The sequence below is a fragment of the Microcoleus sp. w1-18aA5 genome, from assembly GCF_036701705.1.
Lineage (GTDB): Bacteria > Cyanobacteriota > Cyanobacteriia > Cyanobacteriales > Microcoleaceae > Microcoleus.
In genome coordinates this window covers 1-21836 of record NZ_JAUPTE010000098.1, presented here as the reverse complement: position 1 = coordinate 21836, position 21836 = coordinate 1, and the positions used below count along the sequence as shown (strand labels likewise).

Sequence of the window (21836 nt, the reverse complement as noted above, 5' to 3'; positions counted from 1 at the left end):
CGTCTTAAGTTTAACTCCAATCAGGCAACTTAATGTTTTGTTACATAGATTGGTTTTTTCCCGCCTATCTACTTACACAGTCTTAGCCCACTCGATCCAAGTTTCCATCGGGTGGAAACCCACTGATTTGTAAAGCTTTGTTGCCCCCGTCAAACTGTCAGCATCAACGCTGAGTTTAGCTGTGTTTGCACCCGCTGCTTTCAACTTATGCAAACCAGCTAATAGCATCGCTTTTCCTAAACCCATTTTCCGAAAGTCGCGCCGCGTACCCAACAATTCAATCCAACCGTCTTTTGTGCCACTGCGGGCGTTTTTTTGGGGTTTGATTTGACAGTCGCAGAAAGCTGCAAATTTTCGTGAAGCGAAGCTATCCCGCAGAGAATCGCCCGAAACAGCAATCAAGTCTAATTCCGGCTTATAATTCGGATCTTGCATCCAATAACGCACGGTTTCGGCAGTTAAATCGTGGTGATTCCAGTGATCGATAAATGACTGGTTGAACATTTCTACCCAGGGTTGGATGTCTTGTTCTCCTGATACGTGTGTCAGCACAAAATCTGCGGGAAATTCGGGTGTTGGTATTGGTTCAGCGAGGGATCGGGCCATTGTCCAAAAATAGCGATCGACCTCAAAGCCCTGTTTTTTTAAAAGCATGATTTCATCTGTTTTATCCTCCCGGCTGTAGGTACGCAATTTCGCGGGCAAGTTCCGTTCTTTCGCCACTTCGCGCAGCCGCTTTTCTCCCCACTTAATTATGTCTTTTTCTAATCCTTCGCCCCGGAAATTTGGATGCACATAAAACCACAGACAAGCGTCTATTTCAGCCGGAAAATCTGGTATATCTAGGAGTGACAAACCGATTAGTTTGTAATTACCATCTTCCCACAACTGCACGTCGCGGGCTTTGTCGAGTTTGGGTGCATCAAGTATTAGCTTGAGTTCAGTTGCTGACACTTCTTCGCCGAGTCGATCCACTGCTTCGCAAGCATCGATCAAATTTGCGATCGCGCACCAGTCAGTTTCGCCCTTGTACGAGCGTGTTGTCAGGATATTCATAAAAAACTTGCAATCCGTAATTTCGGACTGTTCCTCTTAATTGGTATTGGCAAACAAGTACAGTAATTCAGACATTTTGGACAAATGTCAGTAACAGGCACTCCGGCCTGTTCCACAAGAAATAAATACTCTTGTGGGGCGGACACGCGAACCCGCACCTAAACTGTTTTTAGTATTTGAGAATGGTGTCGATAAAACTCAGAAACCTGTTTATATCACCCAGGCTTTCAGGTTTTATCTCATAGCGCAATCATAAAAATTGGTTTGCCCTTTTGGGCTAGTTTTGTATTGGACTTTATGGCTGGATGTCGATGAGTCGCGCTCTCTTGCGTTACCAAGCTTGGTGCTTAAGTAACTATTGTTTGAATAAAGTTTCTACAGCTAAGTAAAGAAGTTGTCACCCCCACCGGGTAGTTGATTTTTACTTTTGCTCTGTTTTACAATAAATCCTTTTTCAGGGTTTTTTGGCTCCTCGTGTTAACTCGCCCGATCGGGATAGGGGAGAAGTTGAACTTATTTAAAAGTTGCCTATTTCAACTATAACCTGAGCTGTTTTTTTTTGCAACTTGGAAATTGAGGGAATGTTGCTAGTATTAACGAGGCTGGCATTTGATTGCAGGAGCGCTCCGGCTTTTGACCAGCCGTAACTGTAATTTTTATAACGTTTTTCCCTGAGTTGAGGATTTAATTTTATCCTAACGTTAAACTAACGTTAAACTGTTTTTTACAGATTAATATGAGGTAAATATGCTCGACAACCTCGATTTAGATATCTCCCTGGATAAAGAAACCTATGATGCCAAGATAGAAATTTTAATGCAACAGTTGCGATCGCTCCAACTAGCCTGCTGGGAAAAAAAATTGCCCGCAATTATCGTTCTCGAAGGCTGGGCCGCTGCCGGCAAGGGTGCTTTAGTCAAACAAATGGTGGGGTACATGGACCCGCGGGGATTTGCCGTCCACCCGATTTGGCCGCCGTCCGATGCAGAAATGGGCTATCCTTTCCTATGGCGGTTTTGGCAGAAACTCCCCGCCCGCGGCAAAATTGGTTTTTTCTACCACAGTTGGTACACTCACATTTTAGAAGACCGATTGTTCGATCGAGTCTCCGACGCCGAAGTACCCACAGCAATCAGGCAAATCAACGCCTTCGAGCGGCAGATGGTTGATGACGGCGCCGCAATTGCCAAATTTTGGATTCACTTGAGCAAAAAAGAACTCAAGCATCGGCTCAAAAAACTAGAAGACGACACCTTACAAGCTTGGCGAGTGCGGCCAGAAGATTGGAAACAAGCCAAAAAATACGAAGAATACACAACTTTTGCCGAAGAAATGGTAGCCCAAACCGGCACGGGCCCCGCACCTTGGACGCTAGTAGAAGGCGATTGTCAGCGGTGGGCGAGAGTCAAAGTTTTAACGCAAATGGCAGCGACAATTACAGAAGCCTTAGACAGACTAACGATGCAATCAGCACCGATACAATTGCCGCATCAAGAACACTTACAACCCACCGAACCCGACTTGCTGGCCCAAGTAGATTTAACTCAATCGCTGTCGCCCGACGAATACAAACAGCAACTTCGCGAGGAACAAACCCGTTTTGGGAAACTGCAACAAAGCATCTACGAAGAGGAAATCCCCGTGTTAGTGCTCTTTGAAGGTTGGGACGCCGCCGGTAAAGGAGGAGCAATCAAACGCTTGACGGACATCCTAGACCCCCGCAGTTACACCGTTAATGCCTTTGGGGTACCCACAGACGAAGAAAAAGCGCATCAGTACCTCTGGCGGTTCTGGCAGCGGCTGCCAACTGCTGGTAAAATCAGCATTTGCGATCGAAGTTGGTATGGTAGAGTGCTCGTCGAGCGAGTCGAAGGATTTGCCACCGAACCCGAATGGCGCCGAGCTTATCAGGAAATCAACGAATTTGAGGAGCAACTCACCAGTTTCGGTTGTGTCTTAGTTAAATTCTGGCTGCACATCAGTCCTGACGAGCAACTAAAGCGGTTTACAGAGCGGCAAAACAATTCATTTAAACAATACAAACTCACCGAGGAAGATTGGCGGAATCGGGAAAAGTGGAATTATTATGAAGTAGCGGTGAATCAAATGATTCAGCGCACCAGCACGCCGGCTGCTCCCTGGACGCTAATTGCGGCCAATAACAAGTATTATGCTCGTGTTAAAGTAATTCAAACGGTAACGCAGGCAATTCGGAATCAACTGAAGCGCCGATAAATTGGGAGTGCTGAATCGGTAACAGGTAATGGGGAAAAAAGTAGGCAGAACAAAGCAGGCTTGAATTGTCAATTCCACCTGCGGGGTGCTCGATCCATTACCAATTACCAATCAACCATTACCAGTTATCAATTACCAATTAACTGTCAGCAATCTGTGACTGGAAGTAGCGGGTTTCACCCTGCAACCAATAGTTGATAGCTGACCGGAATCGAGCATCAGGATAAGTGCGATCGGACTGCGTTATTCGCGAAAGTTAAAAACCCACCGATGCCCGTATTTCCTCCCGCAGCTAAATTCGCGCTCGTTTCCACACTTCCGTACTAATTTATGAAGACACAGAATATTGCAAGATGCCAGAACTGTTAGCTCGCATTCTATTTCTATTCCTCCTGTTCTCACTGATCAAATCGTGGTGGGATCAATCAGGAGGTAAAGACAATCCGTTATTAGACCGACTGCGCGTTTTGCTGCTGATCAGCCTTTTGTTCCTGGCTTTTTTTGCGCCAGACACACCAGTCGGAGCAGCGATTTTCGGGCTCATAGCCTTCTTCTTTAAGCCGCTGGGTTTTTCCATCACTCTGCTGGTGATTGCATCGGCGCTGATCACGAACGGGGGCATCCGCAACCCGGCGCCGAGAATGATCCTGGCAGCGCTGCTAGTTTTGATCCTTTCGAGTATGCCAGTTGTCGCTTACTGGTTCGCCGACCAAGCAGAACGGGACGCCGCTGCCGCCGTCCGCACAGCTTGCTGCGATGAAACTGCCGCGGCGATAGTTCTCCTAGGCAAGGGAACCACTCAGCCTCACATCCCCAACCGAGTAGCGATTCAACTGACAGATACAGGCAATCGCCTGCCCTATGCTGCCGTTTTGTACCGCCAAAAAGTGGCACCGATGGTCATCGTTACCGCTGGCCCCAGACCCGAGTTGGAGGGTTATGTTGGGGAAGCGAAGGATATCGAGACTTTGCTGGCAAACAACATGGGCGTGCCGCGGAGCAGTATCGTTTTAGACGATAACGGCAGCAACATACGCACCAGCGCTGAAGAAGTGAGAAAGATACTCGACAGCCGTGGCGCCCCGCGCAAAGTAATCCTGGTAACATCTGCGATTCAGATGCGCCGTGCCAGCCTCGCTTTTGCGAATATGGGAATCCAGGTGATTCCTAGGGCTACCGACTTCTACACTTTTCAACCCACGGCAGGAGGGAAATCCAGACTCCGCTTAGACGCGGGAGATTTTCTGCCCAGTGCAGAAGCTTTGGTAACTACGACGCGAGTATTCGATGAATATTTCGGGTCTTTTTATTACTATTTGCGCGGCTGGCAGGCTCCCAGAGCCTAAATTGGCAAGTTGCTGGTGTTTTTCTTAGGCAACAGCGACTGCTCCCCAGATTGGTTTAACATCTGATGAGAAGAAGACCTTTGTGGGGAGCTGTATTTTTTTCTCATTCCGGCGGGGTCGCCGACAATCAAGTTTGCCATGAAAGCAAACAATACCCAAAAGATAACTGGCTCCCACTCGGATTTTTTGGGCGTTGCTTCTGGGGTTGTGACAGATTCGACGTTGACTTTGATATCTAGTTTGCCTTCAATTTCTTTGCCTTTGAGAACTCCCTCCTTGCACACACCCTTAAAAATCATGGGAGCGGGCTTTGGTGCTTCTGCTTTCGGTTCTTCTGCCATTTTTTTATCCTGGTTTTGGTGAATCCGGTTGGATAGTACATTCTTAAAGGTTCGGGGGTTTTCCGGACAGGATTTCGCGAACTCTGAAAGAATTAAGTTAAATATGCACCCCGCTCCTGGCTGGGCCTTCAACATAAGCATCTGAAGGCATTTCTAGCTAGTGGTGGTTTGTTTTAGATAGCAGCCTGGCCTTGAACCTGCTACTTATATATCGGGGTGAAGAGGAGATGTTTATGCAAAGTACAGGTTTTTTGTGAAAAATTCATTTGCTCCCGGCGGGCAGAAACGTCAATAGCCTGAAGTTCAAGCTTGGTTGAGCTCCCCGAAGAAACCCCGTTTCTTCCCGCAGCGGGCCCAAGTGACGCAATTCGGTTAATAAACGGGGTTTCTGGCTCAATATCGCGCCAGGAATGCCAATCTAAAATTTTAAATAATCTAAATAATCGAGCGTGAAAATATCCACCAGCAAACTATCTTGCTTGCAACCGGAACAACTGGCAGCTTGGGCAAAAGAGGCAATTAATCGCAGTAAATCTGGTCAAATCCCTGCGTACATACCTCTCCTAGCGCAAGCCGATCGACAAGGGTTTGCCGTGCAAATTAGGGCAATTGACGGTCAAATTGTGAGCTGGGGTAGCATTGCTCAAACATTCCCGCTGATGAGTGTAGTCAAGCCCTTTGTGCTGCTTTATTTGCTGTGCGAATTGGGCGAAAAAAGGGTATTTGACTGCGTTGGTTGTGAGCCTTCGGAACTGCCTTTCAATTCCCTCATTCAACTCGAAATAGACGAAGGGAAGCCGAGAAATCCGATGATTAATAGCGGGGCGATCGCCCTAGCGTCTTTGATTCCCGGTCAAAATGCTGTGGCGCGCTGTCAAAACTTGCTCGAATGGTTAAATCAACAGGCAAACAGTCAGTTATTTCTTGATGAGTTAATGCTCGATTCAGTGAAGACAAATCCGAATCCAAACAATTGGAATCTAGCCTTGAGAATGGTAGAATCTGGTTATATTCAAAATGCAGAAATTGCTTTAGAAACCTACAACCGCGTCTGCTGTTTGTCGGGAAGTGTGGAGGATTTAGCTAAGCTGGGGATGGTTTTGGTAAAAAGTGGCGATCGACAAATCGGCGAAAACAGCCGTACTGTCAAAGCACTGATGGCAACTTGCGGTTTGTATGAAGCATCCGCCCGCTTTGCGCTGCGGGTGGGACTGCCGGCCAAGTCGGGAGTTAGCGGGGCAATGCTGTCGGTAATTCCGGGTCAAGGTGCGATCGGCTTTTACAGTCCGCCCCTGGATAAAGACGGAAATTCTATCGGTGGCTTATTTCTATTAGAAAAAATAGCTCACAGTCTGCGGCTAAGCGTATTTGATTAGATTGGTCAGTAGTCAGTAGTCAGTAGTCATTAGGAATGGGGAATGTCTAATGGGGAATTGGAAAAAAGGTAATTTTCCCTACTGACAACTGACAACTGACAACTGACAACTGACTAATGCTTTTCGCCCAAAATAGCATAAACCACAGTCTCTTCTTTTTTGCCGCGTAATTGAATCGAGCCTACTTTTTGGCCTTCGTAGCGATCGCGCACGTAAGAAAAAGTCCTCGCCGTCACCAACAAATTAAAAGGACTGTCAGAAACAATTTCCTTATTCATCGCCTCCAATCTAGCAGCAACATTGACAGCATCGCCGATCACAGAATAATTCAAACGCCTGGAACCGCCCACGCTGCCAGCAACTAACTGTCCGGTATGCAAACCGATGCCAAACTTAATTAAAGGTTTGCGTTCAATTCTAAGCTGCTGATTAAGTTGGTGCAGCCGTTCGTGCATCGCAATACAAGCCGCAACTGCATTCAAAGCATCTTGTTGAATTTGTCCATATTCGGTATGGCAAAAAGGCACCCCAAAAACTGCCATAATTGCATCACCGATGTATTTATCTACAACGCCGCCGTGATCCATAATACAGTTGGTCATCGCTTGCAAATAATTGTTCAGCCAGGTGAGTAAATCTCGCGGCGGCATTTTTTCTGAAATCGAAGTAAAACTACGAATATCCATAAACAGCACCGTTGCTGTAAGTTCTTGAGGTTCGAGTTCTCCCTGTTCAAATATCTCAGCTTTGCGTTGCCAAATAAGCTGAGCAGTCTCTGGATCGACGTGCTTTTCAAATAACCTCATCAACTGCTGCTTTTCGTACTGTTCCCGCAGTTGCAAAGCAGTGCTAGATAAAATGAGAGTGCCGATAGGTGCGGCAATCGGAACCCACCAAAAAAAGAAGCCAAATAACAAAGCAGCAGCCGCAATCCAAATTATAGGCAAACCGAGAGCGATCGCAATTCTCTCTTGAACACCTCGCTTGCCCAGAACCAAAGCAGTAAGCGGGCCAATCCCCAACAATAACAAAATTTCTACCACTACCGGCAGCCGCTGCAGCAAGCGTTGATTGAGCACATTGTCAACCAACGCTGCATATAAATAAACCCCAGCCGTAGTCTTGTTGAGGGGTGAAGATATGGGGTCGAATCCCGTAGCAACTATGCCCACTAAAACTAACTTATTGGTCAGAGCATCTGCGGGAATTCTACCTTCTACGACATCAACAAAACCATAGGTAGATAGATTTTCTGTTTTCCCCGGCCAGTTAATCCAAACTTTTTTTTCCTGCTTATTTTTTGAATGTGGAAGCAATACTGGATCTTGGGGATTAGCAGCATTGTACCTGTGAGTCATGGCTAAACCGAAATTAGGAATCCCGTTGAGAAAGATTTTTGACTCGCGGGTAATACCGTCGCTATCGGCTTCTTGGCTGATGTGGCCGACACCTGCGGCGGCTGCTTTTAAAGAGGCTACGGGTTCTTCTTTGGGGGTTCTAGGGAGTACAACTTTGCCGTTGGCGACGATTGCAGCGGCTAAAATATCATCTTTCGGACTTGGATCGAGAAAAAGAATGTCAAAACCAACTGCTGTAGGGGGAGATTTTTTCAGTGCTTCTAGCAGTTCGGCGTAGCGGTTGCGGGGCCAAGGAAATTGACCGTATTCTTGCAGGGAATGCCGTTCGATCGCAATTACCACAATTCTCTCATCCCATCCGGGATTGGGCAAAATTCCCAATTCTCGAATTTGAAAGAGAGTTTTGTATCCCAAATATTCAAGGGGTTTCCACATTCCCACTTGCAGCATGATGACAGACATTATACCTACTACTGCCCCTGTCATCCAGGGAGGATTTGTTGCTATATATTGCCGGAGGCCGAGCAGTTGATTTTGTTTGAGATGATCGATCCATTCTTTGAACTTCATGCAATTAATTTGACGAAATCATTGACATTTGAGTCCGACCTTCGAGAGGAGTTATATCAATCCTCGCATCCTTTTTAAATTTTTTACCCCACCCCAACCCTCCCCTTATCAAGGGGAGGGAGTAAGAAATTCACAAAGGATGCGAGGATAGCTATATATCAATTGCGGTGGCACTCCTGTTGATTGTTAACTGTTGACTGTTGGCTGTTGACTTGCTATTTAAAAACTGAATGCTTGACTGTTAACTATTGACTCGATTTTATGATTCCGATGCAACCGGAACGCATATGATAGTCATGAAGTTTTACAAAACCGTAATGGCGAAAGGTTAACGCCAAATTTATTTATTTTGAGTAATCTCTTGGGCATCTAAATTATATTTGTAGGCGAGCGGGACACCTCACAATAATTGAATTAAACTTGACTTTAAGATTTAGACGCGGCTGGGCTTACGAAGTTTCACCGCGAAATGCTTCGCCCTTACACGAAATAATCAACTCAACTAAAACTTACGATCTAACTCAGATCCTCAGAGACTGCCCGCGCAATTGGCTCTGAGAGGTTGTTTAGGGAACGGCGAGGCTGTAGTGCCGTTCTGTGACTGACGGCCCTCGCACTACGATTTGGAGGCGGCGGCTTGGAGGTAAAATTCCTTGGATCTTGAAGTTGCCATTTTGATCGATCTTAATAGCTTCGTTGTTGACATAAAGTGTGTCGATCGGGTTAATTTGACCGCTGAGGCGATAGATATTGCCGCTGAGTCTCAACAACCTGCGGACTTTGAGTTTAGCTAGGCGAGGGCTGGCTGAGGGCGCCACGGGCGAGGTTTGAGGGAAAATTGTCGTGGAGTTGCCGCTGTTGACAACTACTTCCGAGTCGGTGTTGCCGGATACTACGACTTCACCTTCAATCGTTTCGACTGCGGTTTTACCCCCGCCGACACTGACGCCAAAGGAAGTGCCGCGGACTCCCGCAACGCCTTCTGGGGTTTCAACCCTGACTGGGGCGGTTTTGGCAGATTTTTTTTGTTGGGCAATTTGACTCGATTTGCCGAGTCCGCTGAAGGTATTGAGGGACGCTATTTGGTTCGGCGGGATAATTGTTGAGGTGCTGGCTGCGGGAGTTGTCGCCGCAGTTTTGCCGATCGACAACCTGACTCGCCCCCTGCTGACAAAAATGGCTGTGTCTTTTTCGCCGCCTGCACTGCTTGACAAATTGGATATTCTGACTGCGCTTTTTTCGCCAACTTCCACGGTGCCGAGGTTGTTGTCGATGCCTAAACGGGCTGTGGAATCGGGGCCGGTGATGATTTCGTCTCCGGGGGCGAGTAGCCGATCGCCCACAACCGCCGGCCGCCCTTTAAAGCTGACTGTACCGCGAATTTCTTCTATTTCGAGCGATCGCGCGCCCGTTGTTGCCTGAGCGTTTATCATCTCTGCTGGGGATGGATTCGCCGCCACTGTTGTCGGATTTTTGGGAGATTTTGAGGCGGTTGGTAGTGCTGGCTGTCGATCGACTGAGATAATTTTAGTAGGGTTAGACGGCTGTTTGGGGGATGCAGAGAGCGGACTGGCGATCGTCCCAGGAAAGGGCAGCAGACTTGCCACCACAGCCAAGGACAAACTTAGGAGCGGAATTTTGGTCGATCGCCCACAGGTAAAAATTTTATTCATAATTTCAACTTTGTCATATTGAAGTTTCTACACTTCCTTTCCTGTATCAGACACCCTAAATCCGGCAATCGTTCGACTTTTTATGCCGTAACACAGCAGCAAAAATAAACTTTCTCAGCATGAGATTTTAGCATTAAATCTTTTTTTTATTGTCAGATTGTAGTAAACTGTTACAACATGACCGTTTACTACAATCTGACCTTCGGAAAATTTTGCAATCCAGACTCCAAGTGCTTTACAGCATTGATGTTAGCCAATGTCAACGTTAGAAATAGAAGATTTATATATAGATAGCAAATATAAAATTAATTACTGCTTCTGAATGTCTTTTGGCTTCTTCCGGAAGGATGACTAATTAAAAATAAATCCTGTAGTTGTGGCAATTAATAAAAAGATTGTTTTTGGGAATGGATAAAAAATAATTATCTCCGTGGTGCGCGAGGCTCTGGAAGTTGAGCTTGCCGCTGTGTAACCTGATGAGGCAAACCCAAGCGAATCCGGGTAGACGATCGACGAACTCCGACTAGAATACCGTTTTTTAGGGAAAGTTGGTGGAAATTTCGAGGGAAAATCATAGCGAGCGATCGCCTGCTGGTGTTGCTGTTGAGAAGTAGACGCCAAACTGTAAAATAAACGGTTGTATATAGGTTATATAGAGCAGGAGAACAATTTCAGTGGCAATAGAAGTAGGTCAGAGAGTGAAGGTGCGCCGTCTCAGAGATCGGATACCTGCAAATATAGTGGGCAAGATAAAGGAGAATCCAGTAGGCACTGTTGACGGATTCAAAATGGTTGACGGTAGCGGAGTAGGCGTGGTTGTCAAGTTTGACGGTTTTGCGACTTGGTTCTTTGAAGATGAGCTAGAACCCGTTTAACAGAAGGCAGTTGTCAGTGGGCAGTGGGCAGTCGGTAGTGGTTGTTTCTGATTCCTGATGTGTGAGTTGTTAGCTGCTACCAATAACAACTGACAACTGACAACTGACAACTGCCCCCCTCCCCCACTCTGGCTGAAGGTTGCGCTTAAATGTTAAAGAGTAAGCTTTGGCAGTGAGAACAGAAAATGGCTTTGATTTTGACATTTTTGGGCAAAGGCGGCACTGGCCGCAGCACGATCGCGATCGCAACAGCTAAAAAATACGCGGCTCAAGGCAAGCGAGTTCTGCTGCTCGGCCAAGATCCGGGCCCTGCATTGGGCATCCTGCTAGGGACTCCCCTGACTCTCAACCCCCAGGAAATCGCCCCCAACCTCAAAGCAGTTCAGGTGCAAAGCGCGCCGCTGCTAGAACGCAGGTGGGACGAAGTTAAACAACTAGAAGCTCAATATGTCCGCACTCCGTTTTTCAAGCAGATTTACGGTCAAGAATTAGGGGTGTTGCCGGGAATGGACAGCGCCCTGGCGTTGAACGAACTTCGGGAATACGAGGACAGCAAACAATACGATGTAATTGTTTATGACGGCAATGGCGGCATGGATACGCTGCGGATGCTGGGAATGCCGGAAATTCTGAGTTGGTACATCCGCAGGTTCCGTCAAGCTTTGGTAGATTCGGATTTGGGTAAAGCTTTGTCGCCTTTTATTCAACCGGTTGTCAGTACCGTGTTGACTGTGGATTTGTCGGGAGACAATGCTTTTCAATCTACTAAGCAAGTCGATAATCTTTTGGATAAGGGTAAGGAAGCGCTGGCAGATCCGAACCGCACGGCAGCTTTTTTGGTGACGACTGCGGATGCAAGTGCGATCGCAACTGCCCGCTATCTTTGGGGAAGTTCTCAACAAGTTGGTTTGACTGTGGGCGGTGTCATTGTTAATCAAGCATCGGTTACAGAAGCTATTACTGCCGAGTTTGATCCTTTGACGGCTGTTTCGGTTCCGGCGCACAGTGACAATAATTGGCAGCCGCTAATTGATGCTTTGCCAGATTTTTCTCAGGCGGCAAAAGCTCCTCAACCCATTAACATCAACATTGCACAGCGTCAAGTTAGTTTGTTTTTGCCTGGGTTTGACAAGAAAGAAATTAAATTGATTCAATCGGGGCCGGAAGTGACGATCGAAGCGGGCGATCAGCGGCGCAATATTTTGCTGCCTCCGGCGCTAACTGGAAAGTCTGTTACTGGTGCTAAGTTCCTGAATGGTTACTTGATTATTTCTTTTTAGGGTAAGGAAGAAGGCACGACACGGATTTTGACACGGATACACGGATGAATTCCCTGGTTCCCCGGCTCTGCCTGGGAACCGATGTAAGCGAGGCTCTGCCTCGATTGCGGAGGAAAATTGGAGGCAGAGCCTCCGGATCAGCGTTACCAGGCAGAGCCTGGTAACAAGTGGATCTGTTAGTCTGCGGAGGCAGACTTCGTTTGACAAGACGCGGTTTCAACCGCCGATTCCTTATGATATTTATATAACCAGACACGCTCTAAAGTCACCATCAAATTTGGGAAAACAGCATGGTTACACAACTGCAATCTCCCGATAAATCAAATATTATCTACCCAGATGACAACGGAGAACCAATGTCAGACAATACTGAGCAATTCCGATTAATCGTTTGGATTAAGGAAAATTCCGAACTATTATTTGCGAATGACCCTGATGTTTTCGTAGCCGGCGATTTGCTTTGGTATCCCGTAGAAGGAAATAATAAACTTTGCCAAGCACCAGATGTGATGGTAGTTTTTGGTAGACCAAAAGGTTATCGTGGTTCCTATCAACAGTGGAATGAAGATAATATTCCACCACAAGTTGTGTTTGAAATGTGGTCGCCGGGAAATCGGCCCGCTGCAATGATTCAAAAGTTCAAATTTTACGAACGTTACGGTGTAGAAGAATACTATTTGTACGAGCCGCAAACATTAGAATTGACAGGATGGCAGCGGGTTGAGGAAGAGTTAGAGGCGATCGAACAAATAGACGGTTGGTAAGGATTCAGGTCTAAAAACTTGCGGCTCCAACGCTTGTCTGGCAAGGGTTTTAGGGCAAAATAAGGGTTTTTGTCTTTCGTGGTTAATTGTCAATAAACGAGGAGAAGTGACAGTTTTTCGTGGTTTATTGAGAATAGAGATTGATTTAGTATCAAGCTCCATATCTAAAGTCTTTGCCCAGCAAGGAGTTCAGTGACCTGAATCCTTACGACGGTTGGATTAGTCCCAGACTCGGCGTGCGCTTTGGATTGTCCGAAACCGGACTCGAAATGTTCGGGCCGTCGGGAGAACCGTTTGTGAGTTTTGTGGAACTCGCTCAACTGATCCAGCAGGCGGAAGCACGGGCACAGCAAGCAGAAACTTTGCTGGAACAAGAACGATCGCGATCGCAAGCTTTAGAATCAAGACTCCGAGAAATGGGAATCGACCCCAATGAATTGTAATTGCAAGTCGTACCAAAACCCGGTTTCTTCAAGAAACCGGGTTTTTTAAGACAATTACCTAACTTTTACCGTTACCATTCCCATTGCCGCCAGTTGTTAGCAAAACCCGCTTAGCTAAAGGTTCCGGCACTTCTTGCAATCGATCGAACTCCCAATTAAAAAATCCTACTCCCATTGTCTGCGATCGCAATTCTACGATCAAATTCTGCATTTCTGCGATCGGCAAATAAGCAGAAACTGCATCCCATCCCTTCCAGTCTTTTTTACCTTCGTAGCCCAGAATTTGGCCGCGGTGTCCGCTGACCAACTGCAACACCTTTGATGTACACTCGTTCGGAGCGCAAATTTCAACTTTGGCGATCGGCTCCAGCAATGCCGGTTCGCACTTCGCCATTCCCTCCTGCATCGCCAAACGCGCCGCTTGCTTGAAAGCTTGTTCGGAACTGTCCACAGAATGGTAGGAACCGTTCGTCAGCGTCACCGCTACGTCTACCACCGGGAAACCCAGCGGGCCGCGATCCAAATATTCGCGCACTCCCACTTCCACGCCGGGAATGTACTGTTTTGGGACGACGCCGCCGACTATTTTGTCGGTGAAATTGAAGCCTTCGCCTCGTGGCTGCGGCTGAATGTCGAGGTACACGTCGCCGAATTGTCCGTGTCCGCCGCTTTGGTGTTTGTAGCGCCCGTGGATAGAAGATGCAGGTTTGCGGATGGTTTCTTTGTACGGCACTTGCGGTAAGTGAGTTAGCATCGGCAAGTTATACTTGCGGCGCAACCTGTCCAAGGCTACTTTCAGGTGGATTTCGCCTTGACCCCAAAGTATAATTTCGTGAGTGTCGCCGTGCTGTTCCCAGACTAAAGATGGGTCTTCTTCTAGCAATTTAGCTAAAGCGGAGCTCAGCTTAACTTCATCGTTGCGCTTTTCTGGGACGATCGCCAGTGCGTAGACAGGCGGGATGATTTCGGCTTTTGGCAATTCTTCCGATCGGTCTAGCGCCAGGGTATCGCCTGTTTTCAAGCCTTCTAGCCTTCCCAAGGCGACAATTTCCCCGGCGCTGACAGACTGCAAACTTTGCGTTTGCTGGCCGGTCAAGCGGTACAAACCGTTAACTCGAACGCCGTTCAAAATTGCTCCGTCTGCCAGCGTCCCCCGCCACATTCTCACTAACGATAGTTTGCCTCCCTGGGGCGTGTAATAGGTTTTGAGGATTTGAGCCAGAACTTTGTTTTCACTTTGTATAATGCCGCGGCGCTCGGCTGTTGTTTCCGGTGTCGGCGCTTCTCTCAGCAAAGCTTCCAGCAAAGGCCGCACACCGAAATCTTGTTCGGCGATGCCGATGAATACTGGCACAATTAAATCTGCGCCTAATTCCATCTTTAAATCGCGGGTAATTTCTTCGGCGTCGGGATTGATTTCTTCGAGCAATTCTTCGAGTAAATGGTCGTCAAAATTCGCCAATTCTTCGAGCATTTGCTGCCGCGCTGCGCTTTCTTGTGCTTTGAGGTGTTCTGGAAGCGGGACGGGATCTGCGGCGGCGCCCGGATGGTAGTGGTAAGCTTGTTCGGTTACTAAGTCGATAAAACCGATGATTTGTTCGTTTTTGCCGATCGGATATTGGTGAGGTACGATCGGTCTACTGGAAACGGATTTGAGCGCGTCGATCACCTCGGTGAAGTTGGTGCCACAAGTAGTTTCGTCTGTGTAAGCTCGATCGATCTTGTTGATGAAAACTAGGTGGGGAATTTCCCAATCATCGAGGAATTTAAACAGGGGTGCGAGGGTTAAAGTGCGATCGGCAACGGGTTCGCAAACAATTATCGCCGCATCCACACCAATCAGCGCATTGTAAGTTTCTTGGGCAAATTCTACCGAGCCCGGACAGTCGAGAAATGTGAAGCGGACGCCTTGATATTCAGCCGTGGCGGCGTTTACTTCTACGCTCATTTGGCGATCGCGTGCTTCGGGCGAACTATCACCTATTGTGTTGCCATCTTTGACATTTCCTTTGCGGGTAATTGTCCCTGTCACCGACAGCAAACTTTCGAGCAGTGCGGTTTTACCGCTTAAATAAGGGCCAACAATTGCAACGTTTCGCGTGGCCCCAATGACTTTTTCGTTCATAATAGCCTCCAACAGAAAACTTGTTTTCCATTGCTCTTGGTGCAATCAGTTCTCTATCATTTTCTAGACTTTTTCTAGGTTAATTTTTATTGCATTTTTGAGCAACTTCAGATTTTGGTATGATTCTATACTTTTGACGGTAGCGTATTTTGAGTGACGCAAACACAAATTGTAGTTTTTCTTAATATTTTTTTTTATTTTTAACCGCAGATGAAGGCAGATTGACGCAGATGAACGCAGATAAAATTTTGGTTCCCAGGAAGAGTCTGGGAACGCATTTTACTCTTGCTCTGCTTCGATTTTAGCGGTTTTTCGTGTCTAATTTCTCAGCAGTCGCAAACCGCTTAAGGTTACTATTACTGTAGAGCCTTCGTGACCGATGACGCCGAAAGGCATGGTGATATTTCCGAAAAAATTAGCCGCCAACAACAGCATAATGCAACTGAGTGCAAAAACAATGTTTTGTTTGATAACTTTTTGAGCGCGGCGGCCCAAACTAATTGCTTTAGCTAGTTGCTCTAACTTATCTGCCATTAATACGATATCAGCAGTTTCTAAAGCCACATCGCTGCCGGAAATTCCCATCGCAATGCCCACGGAAGCTTGAGCGAGGGCGGGGGCGTCGTTGATGCCGTCTCCTACCATTGCTACAGTTTGATACTGCGTTTGCAGTTGTTTAATTGCCTGCACTTTGTCTTCTGGCAAAAGTTCGGCGTACACTTCGTTGATGCCTAATTGACGGGCGATGTGTTGAGCTGTTTGCTCGTTGTCGCCGGTTAGCATAATTATATGTTCTACGCCTAATTTTTGCAAGCGTTTTACCATTGCTGCTGCTTCGGGGCGGATGGTATCTGCTACTGCAATGATTCCTAAAAGTTGATCGCCTTTTGCCACCCAAACAACGGTTTTACCCTCTGCTTGCAACTGCTGGCTGATTTGACTCAATTCGGAAGTTGTTTCGACAAATTCCGCTTTACCAATGGCAATGATTTGATTGTTGACTTTACCGATAATTCCTTGACCGATTTTTGCTTGTACGTCGGTAGCGGTTGACAATTGTAACTGTTGTTGCTGGGCGGCGCTGACAATTGCGTGGGCGATCGCGTGTTCGGAATGAGCTTCTAGGGCGGCTGCAAATTGCAGAACTTCTGTTTCAGTATATCCGGCTGCTGGTACAATTTGGATAACTTCGGGTTTTCCCGTGGTGAGAGTTCCGGTTTTGTCAAAGGCGATCGCCCTGACTTTACCAATCATCTCTAATTGCGCGCCACTTTTAAACAAAATCCCCTGTCTCGCCCCATTAGCAATTCCCGAAAGCAGCGCCGGCATAATCGAAGCCATCAGCGCGCAGGGGGATGCGACTACTAGGAAAATCAGCGCCCGATAGATTGTCTCTTCCCAATTCCAGCCCAAAACAAAGGGTGGCAAAGTTGCCAGCAGTAAGCCTAAAGCGACAATTAATTTGGCATAACCGCGCTCGAATTTTTCCACAAACATTTGAGAGGGCGGCGCGGCTGTTTGTGCTTCTTGGACTAGCCGAATCACTCGCTGAATCAAGCTGCTTTCTGGAGTTTTATGAACTTCGAGTTTCAGCGCGCCGACACCGTTAATTGTACCTGCATAGACTTCATCGCCCCTGGTTTTTTCCACGGGCATCGACTCGCCGGTAATCGAGGCTTGATCGATCGCACTGTAGCCTTCAATAATTATCGCATCTGTGGGGATGATTTCTCCGGGCTTGACTAAAATGCAATCGCCAATTTCCAATTTGTCGATCGCAACTTCTCGTTCCCCGCCGTACATTACCACCCTAGCAGTATCCGCCGTCAAACTCATCAAACTGCGGATGCTGCGTTCAGTCCGCTGCATAGCATAACCTTCCAGCGCGCCGCTAATTGCAAAGATTAAAATCAACACCGCACCGTCAACAATTAAATGATATTCTTGCCGCCACAGGCCCAAACCGGCCGCGCCCAAAGCAGCGACAATCATTAACAAATCTACATCTAATTCGCGTTCTTGAAAAAGGGTAGTTAAGCCTTCGCGGGTACTGGAATAGCCGCCGATAACATAAGCTGCGGGCAAGATTAACACGGCTACACCCAGCCAGCCGAATTGCAGGGCTAGCGAACCCAAGATTACTAGAATTCCGCACAGGGCGGCAGTCACAGCATCTGGATGTTCTTCGGCTAACTGGGAGATGCGAGAAAGTGACAAAGAATTAGAAGTCATTTGTAAAGCTTGATTTAGTAGAATGACTCCTGTAGCCTAAACGTTGACATTAATGTCAATGTCAAGAGTAAAACCCAACAAAATTACAAAACTCAATAACCATCCATACCCATCTGCGTCCATCCGCGTTTATCCGCCCATATCTGCGGTTAAAAAATCCCATGCAACAATACCTGACAATCAAACAACTTACAGAAGCGGTAAAAGGCACAATTACCCCTCGGATGGTGCGACATTATCACGCTTTGGGGCTGCTATCTCCGGCGGTACGATCGACCTCTAACTACAGATTGTATACCCGCAGCGATGTGCAAAGACTCCAAAGAATAGTGGCACTCAAGCAGCAAGGCTTTCAACTGTCTCACATCCGCAAACTGTTAGAAACAGACGCGGATGCTTCCCCTGATGCGCTGATGGCGACTCTGCAACGCCAATATCTGTCGGTTATTCAGCAAATTGTTCGCCTCAGAGAAACGGCTTCGGCGCTGGAAGGATTGCTGGGGCGGGATATTTCCTGTCAAGCTGTGCAAGCCGACGCCTTGGCGCAATTAAGGCTGTTGCAGGCGGAAACTGATGGGGGGTTGGATGAGTTGGAACAACTTTGGGAGGGTTGGGATGCGGGGGCGCACACTCACCCGGAGGATTTTGGGGAGTCGTTGCAGCATTTGTTGCCGGATTTGGCCGATCGCTCGGAAATTGAGGTAGACTTGCTTTCTAAATTGGTGTTAGCCTGCGGTGATTGTTCGCTGCTGCCGTTTGTGAAGTTGAGCGAAACGGCGATTCAATCGGCGCGGGAAGCTTTGAAAATTCAGTGTCAAATTGTGGCTGATGCGCCGCCTGTTTTTGCGGCTTTGGATCAAACTAGATTGGCGCATTTAGGAACAAGTATTGCAACTTTAATTAATGACCCGCACATCAATGCTGCGGCGGAAGCGGAACAGGAATTCTGGCGGCAGGGTGAGTGGTTTGAAAAGTTGTTGAAACTGGAAAAAGGATGTATATTGGTGATAGGATATGCGCCGTCTGTGCTGATGGCGGTTTGCGAGGCGATCGAGTGTGGGCAACTGCAACCGGCTTTGGTAATTGGTATGCCGATCGGTTTTAGTCATTCTCCGGTGGCGAAACGGCGGTTAGTGCGATCGGGTGTTGCTTATATTACGACTGTGGGGACTTTTGGCGGCGGATTATTGGCTGCGGTTGCTTTGAATGCTTTGGTTGAGTCTTTGATTGAAAAGCCGAATTGTCATTGTCATCTCAAGTGAAGAGGGAATTTAGGTTTATTGTGGCTTAATTTGTTTTTTACTCTTTTATTCGTTTCAATCCCTGATAGGGAGTTAGGTTAATTGCGGCTTTTAAAATCGCCACCGGAAACTCGCACCCGGCAAAGTTTCAATCCCTGATAGGGAGTTTGGTTAATTGCGGCGTCGATAATTGCTGTGATGGCGCGGGAGCGATCTGGTTTCAATCCCTGATAGGGAGTTTGGTTAATTGCGGCAATGATTAATGAGTTTATGGGTGAAGAAAAATATGGTTTCAATCCCTGATAGGGAGTTTGGTTAATTGCGGCCCGAAGAAGCGATTCTTGGGGGGATTCTGATCGTTTCAATCCCTGATAGGGAGTTTGGTTAATTGCGGCCCGGGTCGATTCAATCCGGCGAGGCGATGCCAAGGTTTCAATCCCTGATAGGGAGTTTGGTTAATTGCGGCGTGATTTTTTCGATTTTGTCATCAATTTTTTGATTGATGTTTCAATCCCTGATAGGGAGTTTGGTTAATTGCGGCTTTTTAGGAAAATATCTTGCTGTGGTGCATTGAGGTTTCAATCCCTGATAGGGAGTTTGGTTAATTGCGGCGTAAATGCGAGCAAGTCTTTTCGCAGCGTCGGTAGAAGTTTCAATCCCTGATAGGGAGTTTGGTTAATTGCGGCTCGCAATAACTGCCAAAGTGGACAATGGACAATCGGTTTCAATCCCTGATAGGGAGTTTGGTTAATTGCGGCAGTCGTCTTGCCTGTCTCCACTTACCAATGCAGCCGTTTCAATCCCTGATAGGGAGTTTGGTTAATTGCGGCGTTATTAATTAGTAAGTCAGTTGCAGTTCTAGTTGTTTCAATCCCTGATAGGGAGTTTGGTTAATTGCGGCAGTATGGTGGTAGGAGCTATCAAAAAAGGGGTGCAGTTTCAATCCCTGATAGGGAGTTTGGTTAATTGCGGCGCTCTGAAGATCGAGCTAAATCCATTGTAAAAATTGTTTCAATCCCTGATAGGGAGTTTGGTTAATTGCGGCTTTTTTAATGGGTTTTGTGGGCATATCTAAAAGTTTCAATCCCTGATAGGGAGTTTGGTTAATTGCGGCTTTTTGCTCGGTGACTACGCAGTCGCGAGCTTCGTTTCAATCCCTGATAGGGAGTTTGGTTAATTGCGGCCAAACCCCGAACATAAAAGATTGACTTTTATTTGTTTCAATCCCTGATAGGGAGTTTGGTTAATTGCGGCCAGGGCTGATAAAATAGCCCAAAAGCCAAAAATTACGTTTCAATCCCTGATAGGGAGTTTGGTTAATTGCGGCCCGGCCGCGCCAGCCGATACCGTGACCGGGCAGCTAAGTTTCAATCCCTGATAGGGAGTTTGGTTAATTGCGGCCTGCACAATGGAGCAAATTCCACCGCAATGATTGCGGTTTCAATCCCTGATAGGGAGTTTGGTTAATTGCGGCGATTCTCGGTACGTTGCTAGGGTCAACCTGTTCGTTTCAATCCCTGATAGGGAGTTTGGTTAATTGCGGCGTTGAGCGGGTGATCGGTCAAGAATCTCTCCCTTCTCAAGGGGAGGAAGTCTTTGGCGTTTCAATCCCTGATAGGGAGTTTGGTTAATTGCGGCTCGTCGTGGGATAATGCTGCGAGTCGCTGCTGAGTTTCAATCCCTGATAGGGAGTTTGGTTAATTGCGGCTCTAAGATGCTAAATTCGATGGGTGTATTAGTTGTTGTTTCAATCCCTGATAGGGAGTTTGGTTAATTGCGGCCAAGCTGTTTCACAAAATATGGTGCGCCTTTACCTTCAAGTTTCAATCCCTGATAGGGAGTTTGGTTAATTGCGGCCGTGCGAAATTATCTTGGTTGTGATTAGCATTTGGGGTTTCAATCCCTGATAGGGAGTTTGGTTAATTGCGGCTCTTGATCGACCATCTCTTGATAAATTTCGTCAGGTTTCAATCCCTGATAGGGAGTTTGGTTAATTGCGGCCGATAGGGAAGCGCTAAAAATCTATCATCCAGAGGTTTCAATCCCTGATAGGGAGTTTGGTTAATTGCGGCGGAGCGGCTCCGGGTACAGCTTCTAATGCAGGTCGCGTTTCAATCCCTGATAGGGAGTTTGGTTAATTGCGGCTTGGATTAATGGGGCATTACGTACGTACGCCCTGGTGGTTTCAATCCCTGATAGGGAGTTTGGTTAATTGCGGCGGTGCGCGCCTGAGAAAAAGTTCATAATGGGAGTTTCAATCCCTGATAGGGAGTTTGGTTAATTGCGGCTGGCTATCAGCTACCCGTATTGGAGTTGGGAGCAGTTTCAATCCCTGATAGGGAGTTTGGTTAATTGCGGCCTGGGATTTATCTACCCTTTATCTCTCCCGCAGTCACGGTTTCAATCCCTGATAGGGAGTTTGGTTAATTGCGGCCTTCCCCTATGCCGGAATCAAATTATGGGGAAGAGGTTTCAATCCCTGATAGGGAGTTTGGTTAATTGCGGCCCGTCTGAGCCGTGGACTGTTAATGAGCCTTCGATGTTTCAATCCCTGATAGGGAGTTTGGTTAATTGCGGCCTGGCAAAGTGGGCGCTGCTGATAGATTGCCATTCGTTTCAATCCCTGATAGGGAGTTTGGTTAATTGCGGCTTAGGCATAATTTAAGCACAAATAATATTAACAAAGTTTCAATCCCTGATAGGGAGTTTGGTTAATTGCGGCCTGGCCGTTATCCCAAATGCTTGTGGGCGGGCTGGTTTCAATCCCTGATAGGGAGTTTGGTTAATTGCGGCGCCTCGAAATTTGGCTCCGGGCGATACTCTGTCGGCGTTTCAATCCCTGATCATTGGTGACAAGTTAAGGAAAAAGGGAAATTGTCAAGGGTAGTATTTGCATGGGTCTGGGATCGTGGGAAACTTAT

At 47.1% G+C, this 21836-nt stretch carries 13 protein-coding genes, 1 pseudogene and 1 CRISPR repeat array; of the genes and pseudogenes, 8 read left to right on the top strand and 6 right to left on the bottom strand.

Features of this window, described 5'->3' with window-relative positions:
- Positions 1-72: 72 nt before the first annotated feature.
- The gene (locus Q5691_RS24665) at positions 73-1056 is read right to left on the bottom strand and encodes a GNAT family N-acetyltransferase (protein ID WP_333311596.1); all 984 of its coding nucleotides are present in this window, start codon (positions 1054-1056) and stop codon (positions 73-75) included.
- A 747-nt stretch (positions 1057-1803) separates the two neighbouring features.
- Between Q5691_RS24665 and pap the strand changes: the two genes are divergently transcribed.
- Positions 1804-3291 (top strand): polyphosphate:AMP phosphotransferase, encoded by a 1488-nt coding sequence (gene pap, locus Q5691_RS24660; protein ID WP_333347680.1) that lies wholly within the window; start codon positions 1804-1806, stop codon positions 3289-3291.
- Between the two features lie 353 nt (positions 3292-3644).
- Complete coding sequence (locus Q5691_RS24655; RefSeq protein WP_333054271.1) at positions 3645-4637, top strand: YdcF family protein; 993 nt, start codon at positions 3645-3647, stop codon at positions 4635-4637.
- Here Q5691_RS24655 and Q5691_RS24650 read toward each other — a convergent pair.
- Positions 4634-4978: a hypothetical protein gene (locus Q5691_RS24650; RefSeq protein WP_333347677.1), complete on the bottom strand. Its 345-nt coding sequence runs from the start codon at positions 4976-4978 to the stop codon at positions 4634-4636. The genes Q5691_RS24655 and Q5691_RS24650 overlap by 4 nt on opposite strands.
- 449 nt (positions 4979-5427) lie before the next feature.
- Between Q5691_RS24650 and glsA the strand changes: the two genes are divergently transcribed.
- The gene (gene glsA, locus Q5691_RS24645; RefSeq protein WP_333347674.1) at positions 5428-6354 is read left to right on the top strand and encodes a glutaminase A; all 927 of its coding nucleotides are present in this window, start codon (positions 5428-5430) and stop codon (positions 6352-6354) included.
- 113 nt (positions 6355-6467) lie between these two features.
- Here the strand turns inward: glsA and Q5691_RS24640 are convergent, their stop codons facing one another.
- Both Q5691_RS24640 and Q5691_RS24635 read right to left on the bottom strand, forming a co-directional pair.
- On the bottom strand, positions 6468-8282 hold the full coding sequence (locus tag Q5691_RS24640) for an adenylate/guanylate cyclase domain-containing protein (protein ID WP_333311597.1): 1815 nt from the start codon (positions 8280-8282) through the stop codon (positions 6468-6470).
- Positions 8283-8848: 566 nt separating this feature from the next.
- Entirely contained in the window at positions 8849-9955 is a 1107-nt protein-coding gene (locus Q5691_RS24635) for a FecR domain-containing protein (protein ID WP_333347671.1), read from the bottom strand.
- A gap of 674 nt (positions 9956-10629) precedes the next feature.
- Between Q5691_RS24635 and petP the strand changes: the two genes are divergently transcribed.
- The 4 genes and pseudogenes from petP (at position 10630) to Q5691_RS24615 (ending at position 13317) form a co-directional block, all read left to right on the top strand.
- On the top strand, positions 10630-10830 hold the full coding sequence (gene petP, locus Q5691_RS24630) for a cytochrome b6f subunit PetP (RefSeq protein ID WP_333070922.1): 201 nt from the start codon (positions 10630-10632) through the stop codon (positions 10828-10830).
- A 185-nt stretch (positions 10831-11015) separates the two neighbouring features.
- Positions 11016-12110, top strand: a complete 1095-nt coding sequence (locus Q5691_RS24625; RefSeq protein WP_333347668.1) for a Get3/ArsA fold putative tail anchor-mediating ATPase NosAFP — start codon at positions 11016-11018, stop codon at positions 12108-12110.
- Between the two features lie 290 nt (positions 12111-12400).
- Positions 12401-12871 (top strand): annotated as a pseudogene (locus tag Q5691_RS24620) (Uma2 family endonuclease); the annotation flags it as partial.
- A gap of 176 nt (positions 12872-13047) precedes the next feature.
- Positions 13048-13317 (top strand): hypothetical protein, encoded by a 270-nt coding sequence (locus Q5691_RS24615; protein ID WP_333347665.1) that lies wholly within the window; start codon positions 13048-13050, stop codon positions 13315-13317.
- A 58-nt stretch (positions 13318-13375) separates the two neighbouring features.
- On the opposite strand, the gene Q5691_RS24610 is transcribed toward Q5691_RS24615, so the two are convergent.
- Both Q5691_RS24610 and Q5691_RS24605 read right to left on the bottom strand, forming a co-directional pair.
- On the bottom strand, positions 13376-15442 hold the full coding sequence (locus Q5691_RS24610) for an elongation factor G (protein ID WP_333347662.1): 2067 nt from the start codon (positions 15440-15442) through the stop codon (positions 13376-13378).
- 318 nt (positions 15443-15760) lie between these two features.
- Positions 15761-17674, bottom strand: a complete 1914-nt coding sequence (locus tag Q5691_RS24605; RefSeq protein ID WP_333347659.1) for a heavy metal translocating P-type ATPase — start codon at positions 17672-17674, stop codon at positions 15761-15763.
- Positions 17675-17835: 161 nt separating this feature from the next.
- Here Q5691_RS24605 and Q5691_RS24600 point away from each other — a divergent pair, with 161 nt between their 5' ends.
- On the top strand, positions 17836-18936 hold the full coding sequence (locus tag Q5691_RS24600) for a precorrin-8X methylmutase (protein WP_333347656.1): 1101 nt from the start codon (positions 17836-17838) through the stop codon (positions 18934-18936).
- 51 nt (positions 18937-18987) lie between these two features.
- Positions 18988-21708: direct repeats of the CRISPR family, unit length 37 nt; unit sequence GTTTCAATCCCTGATAGGGAGTTTGGTTAATTGCGGC.
- Between the last annotated feature and the right edge of the window lie 128 nt (positions 21709-21836).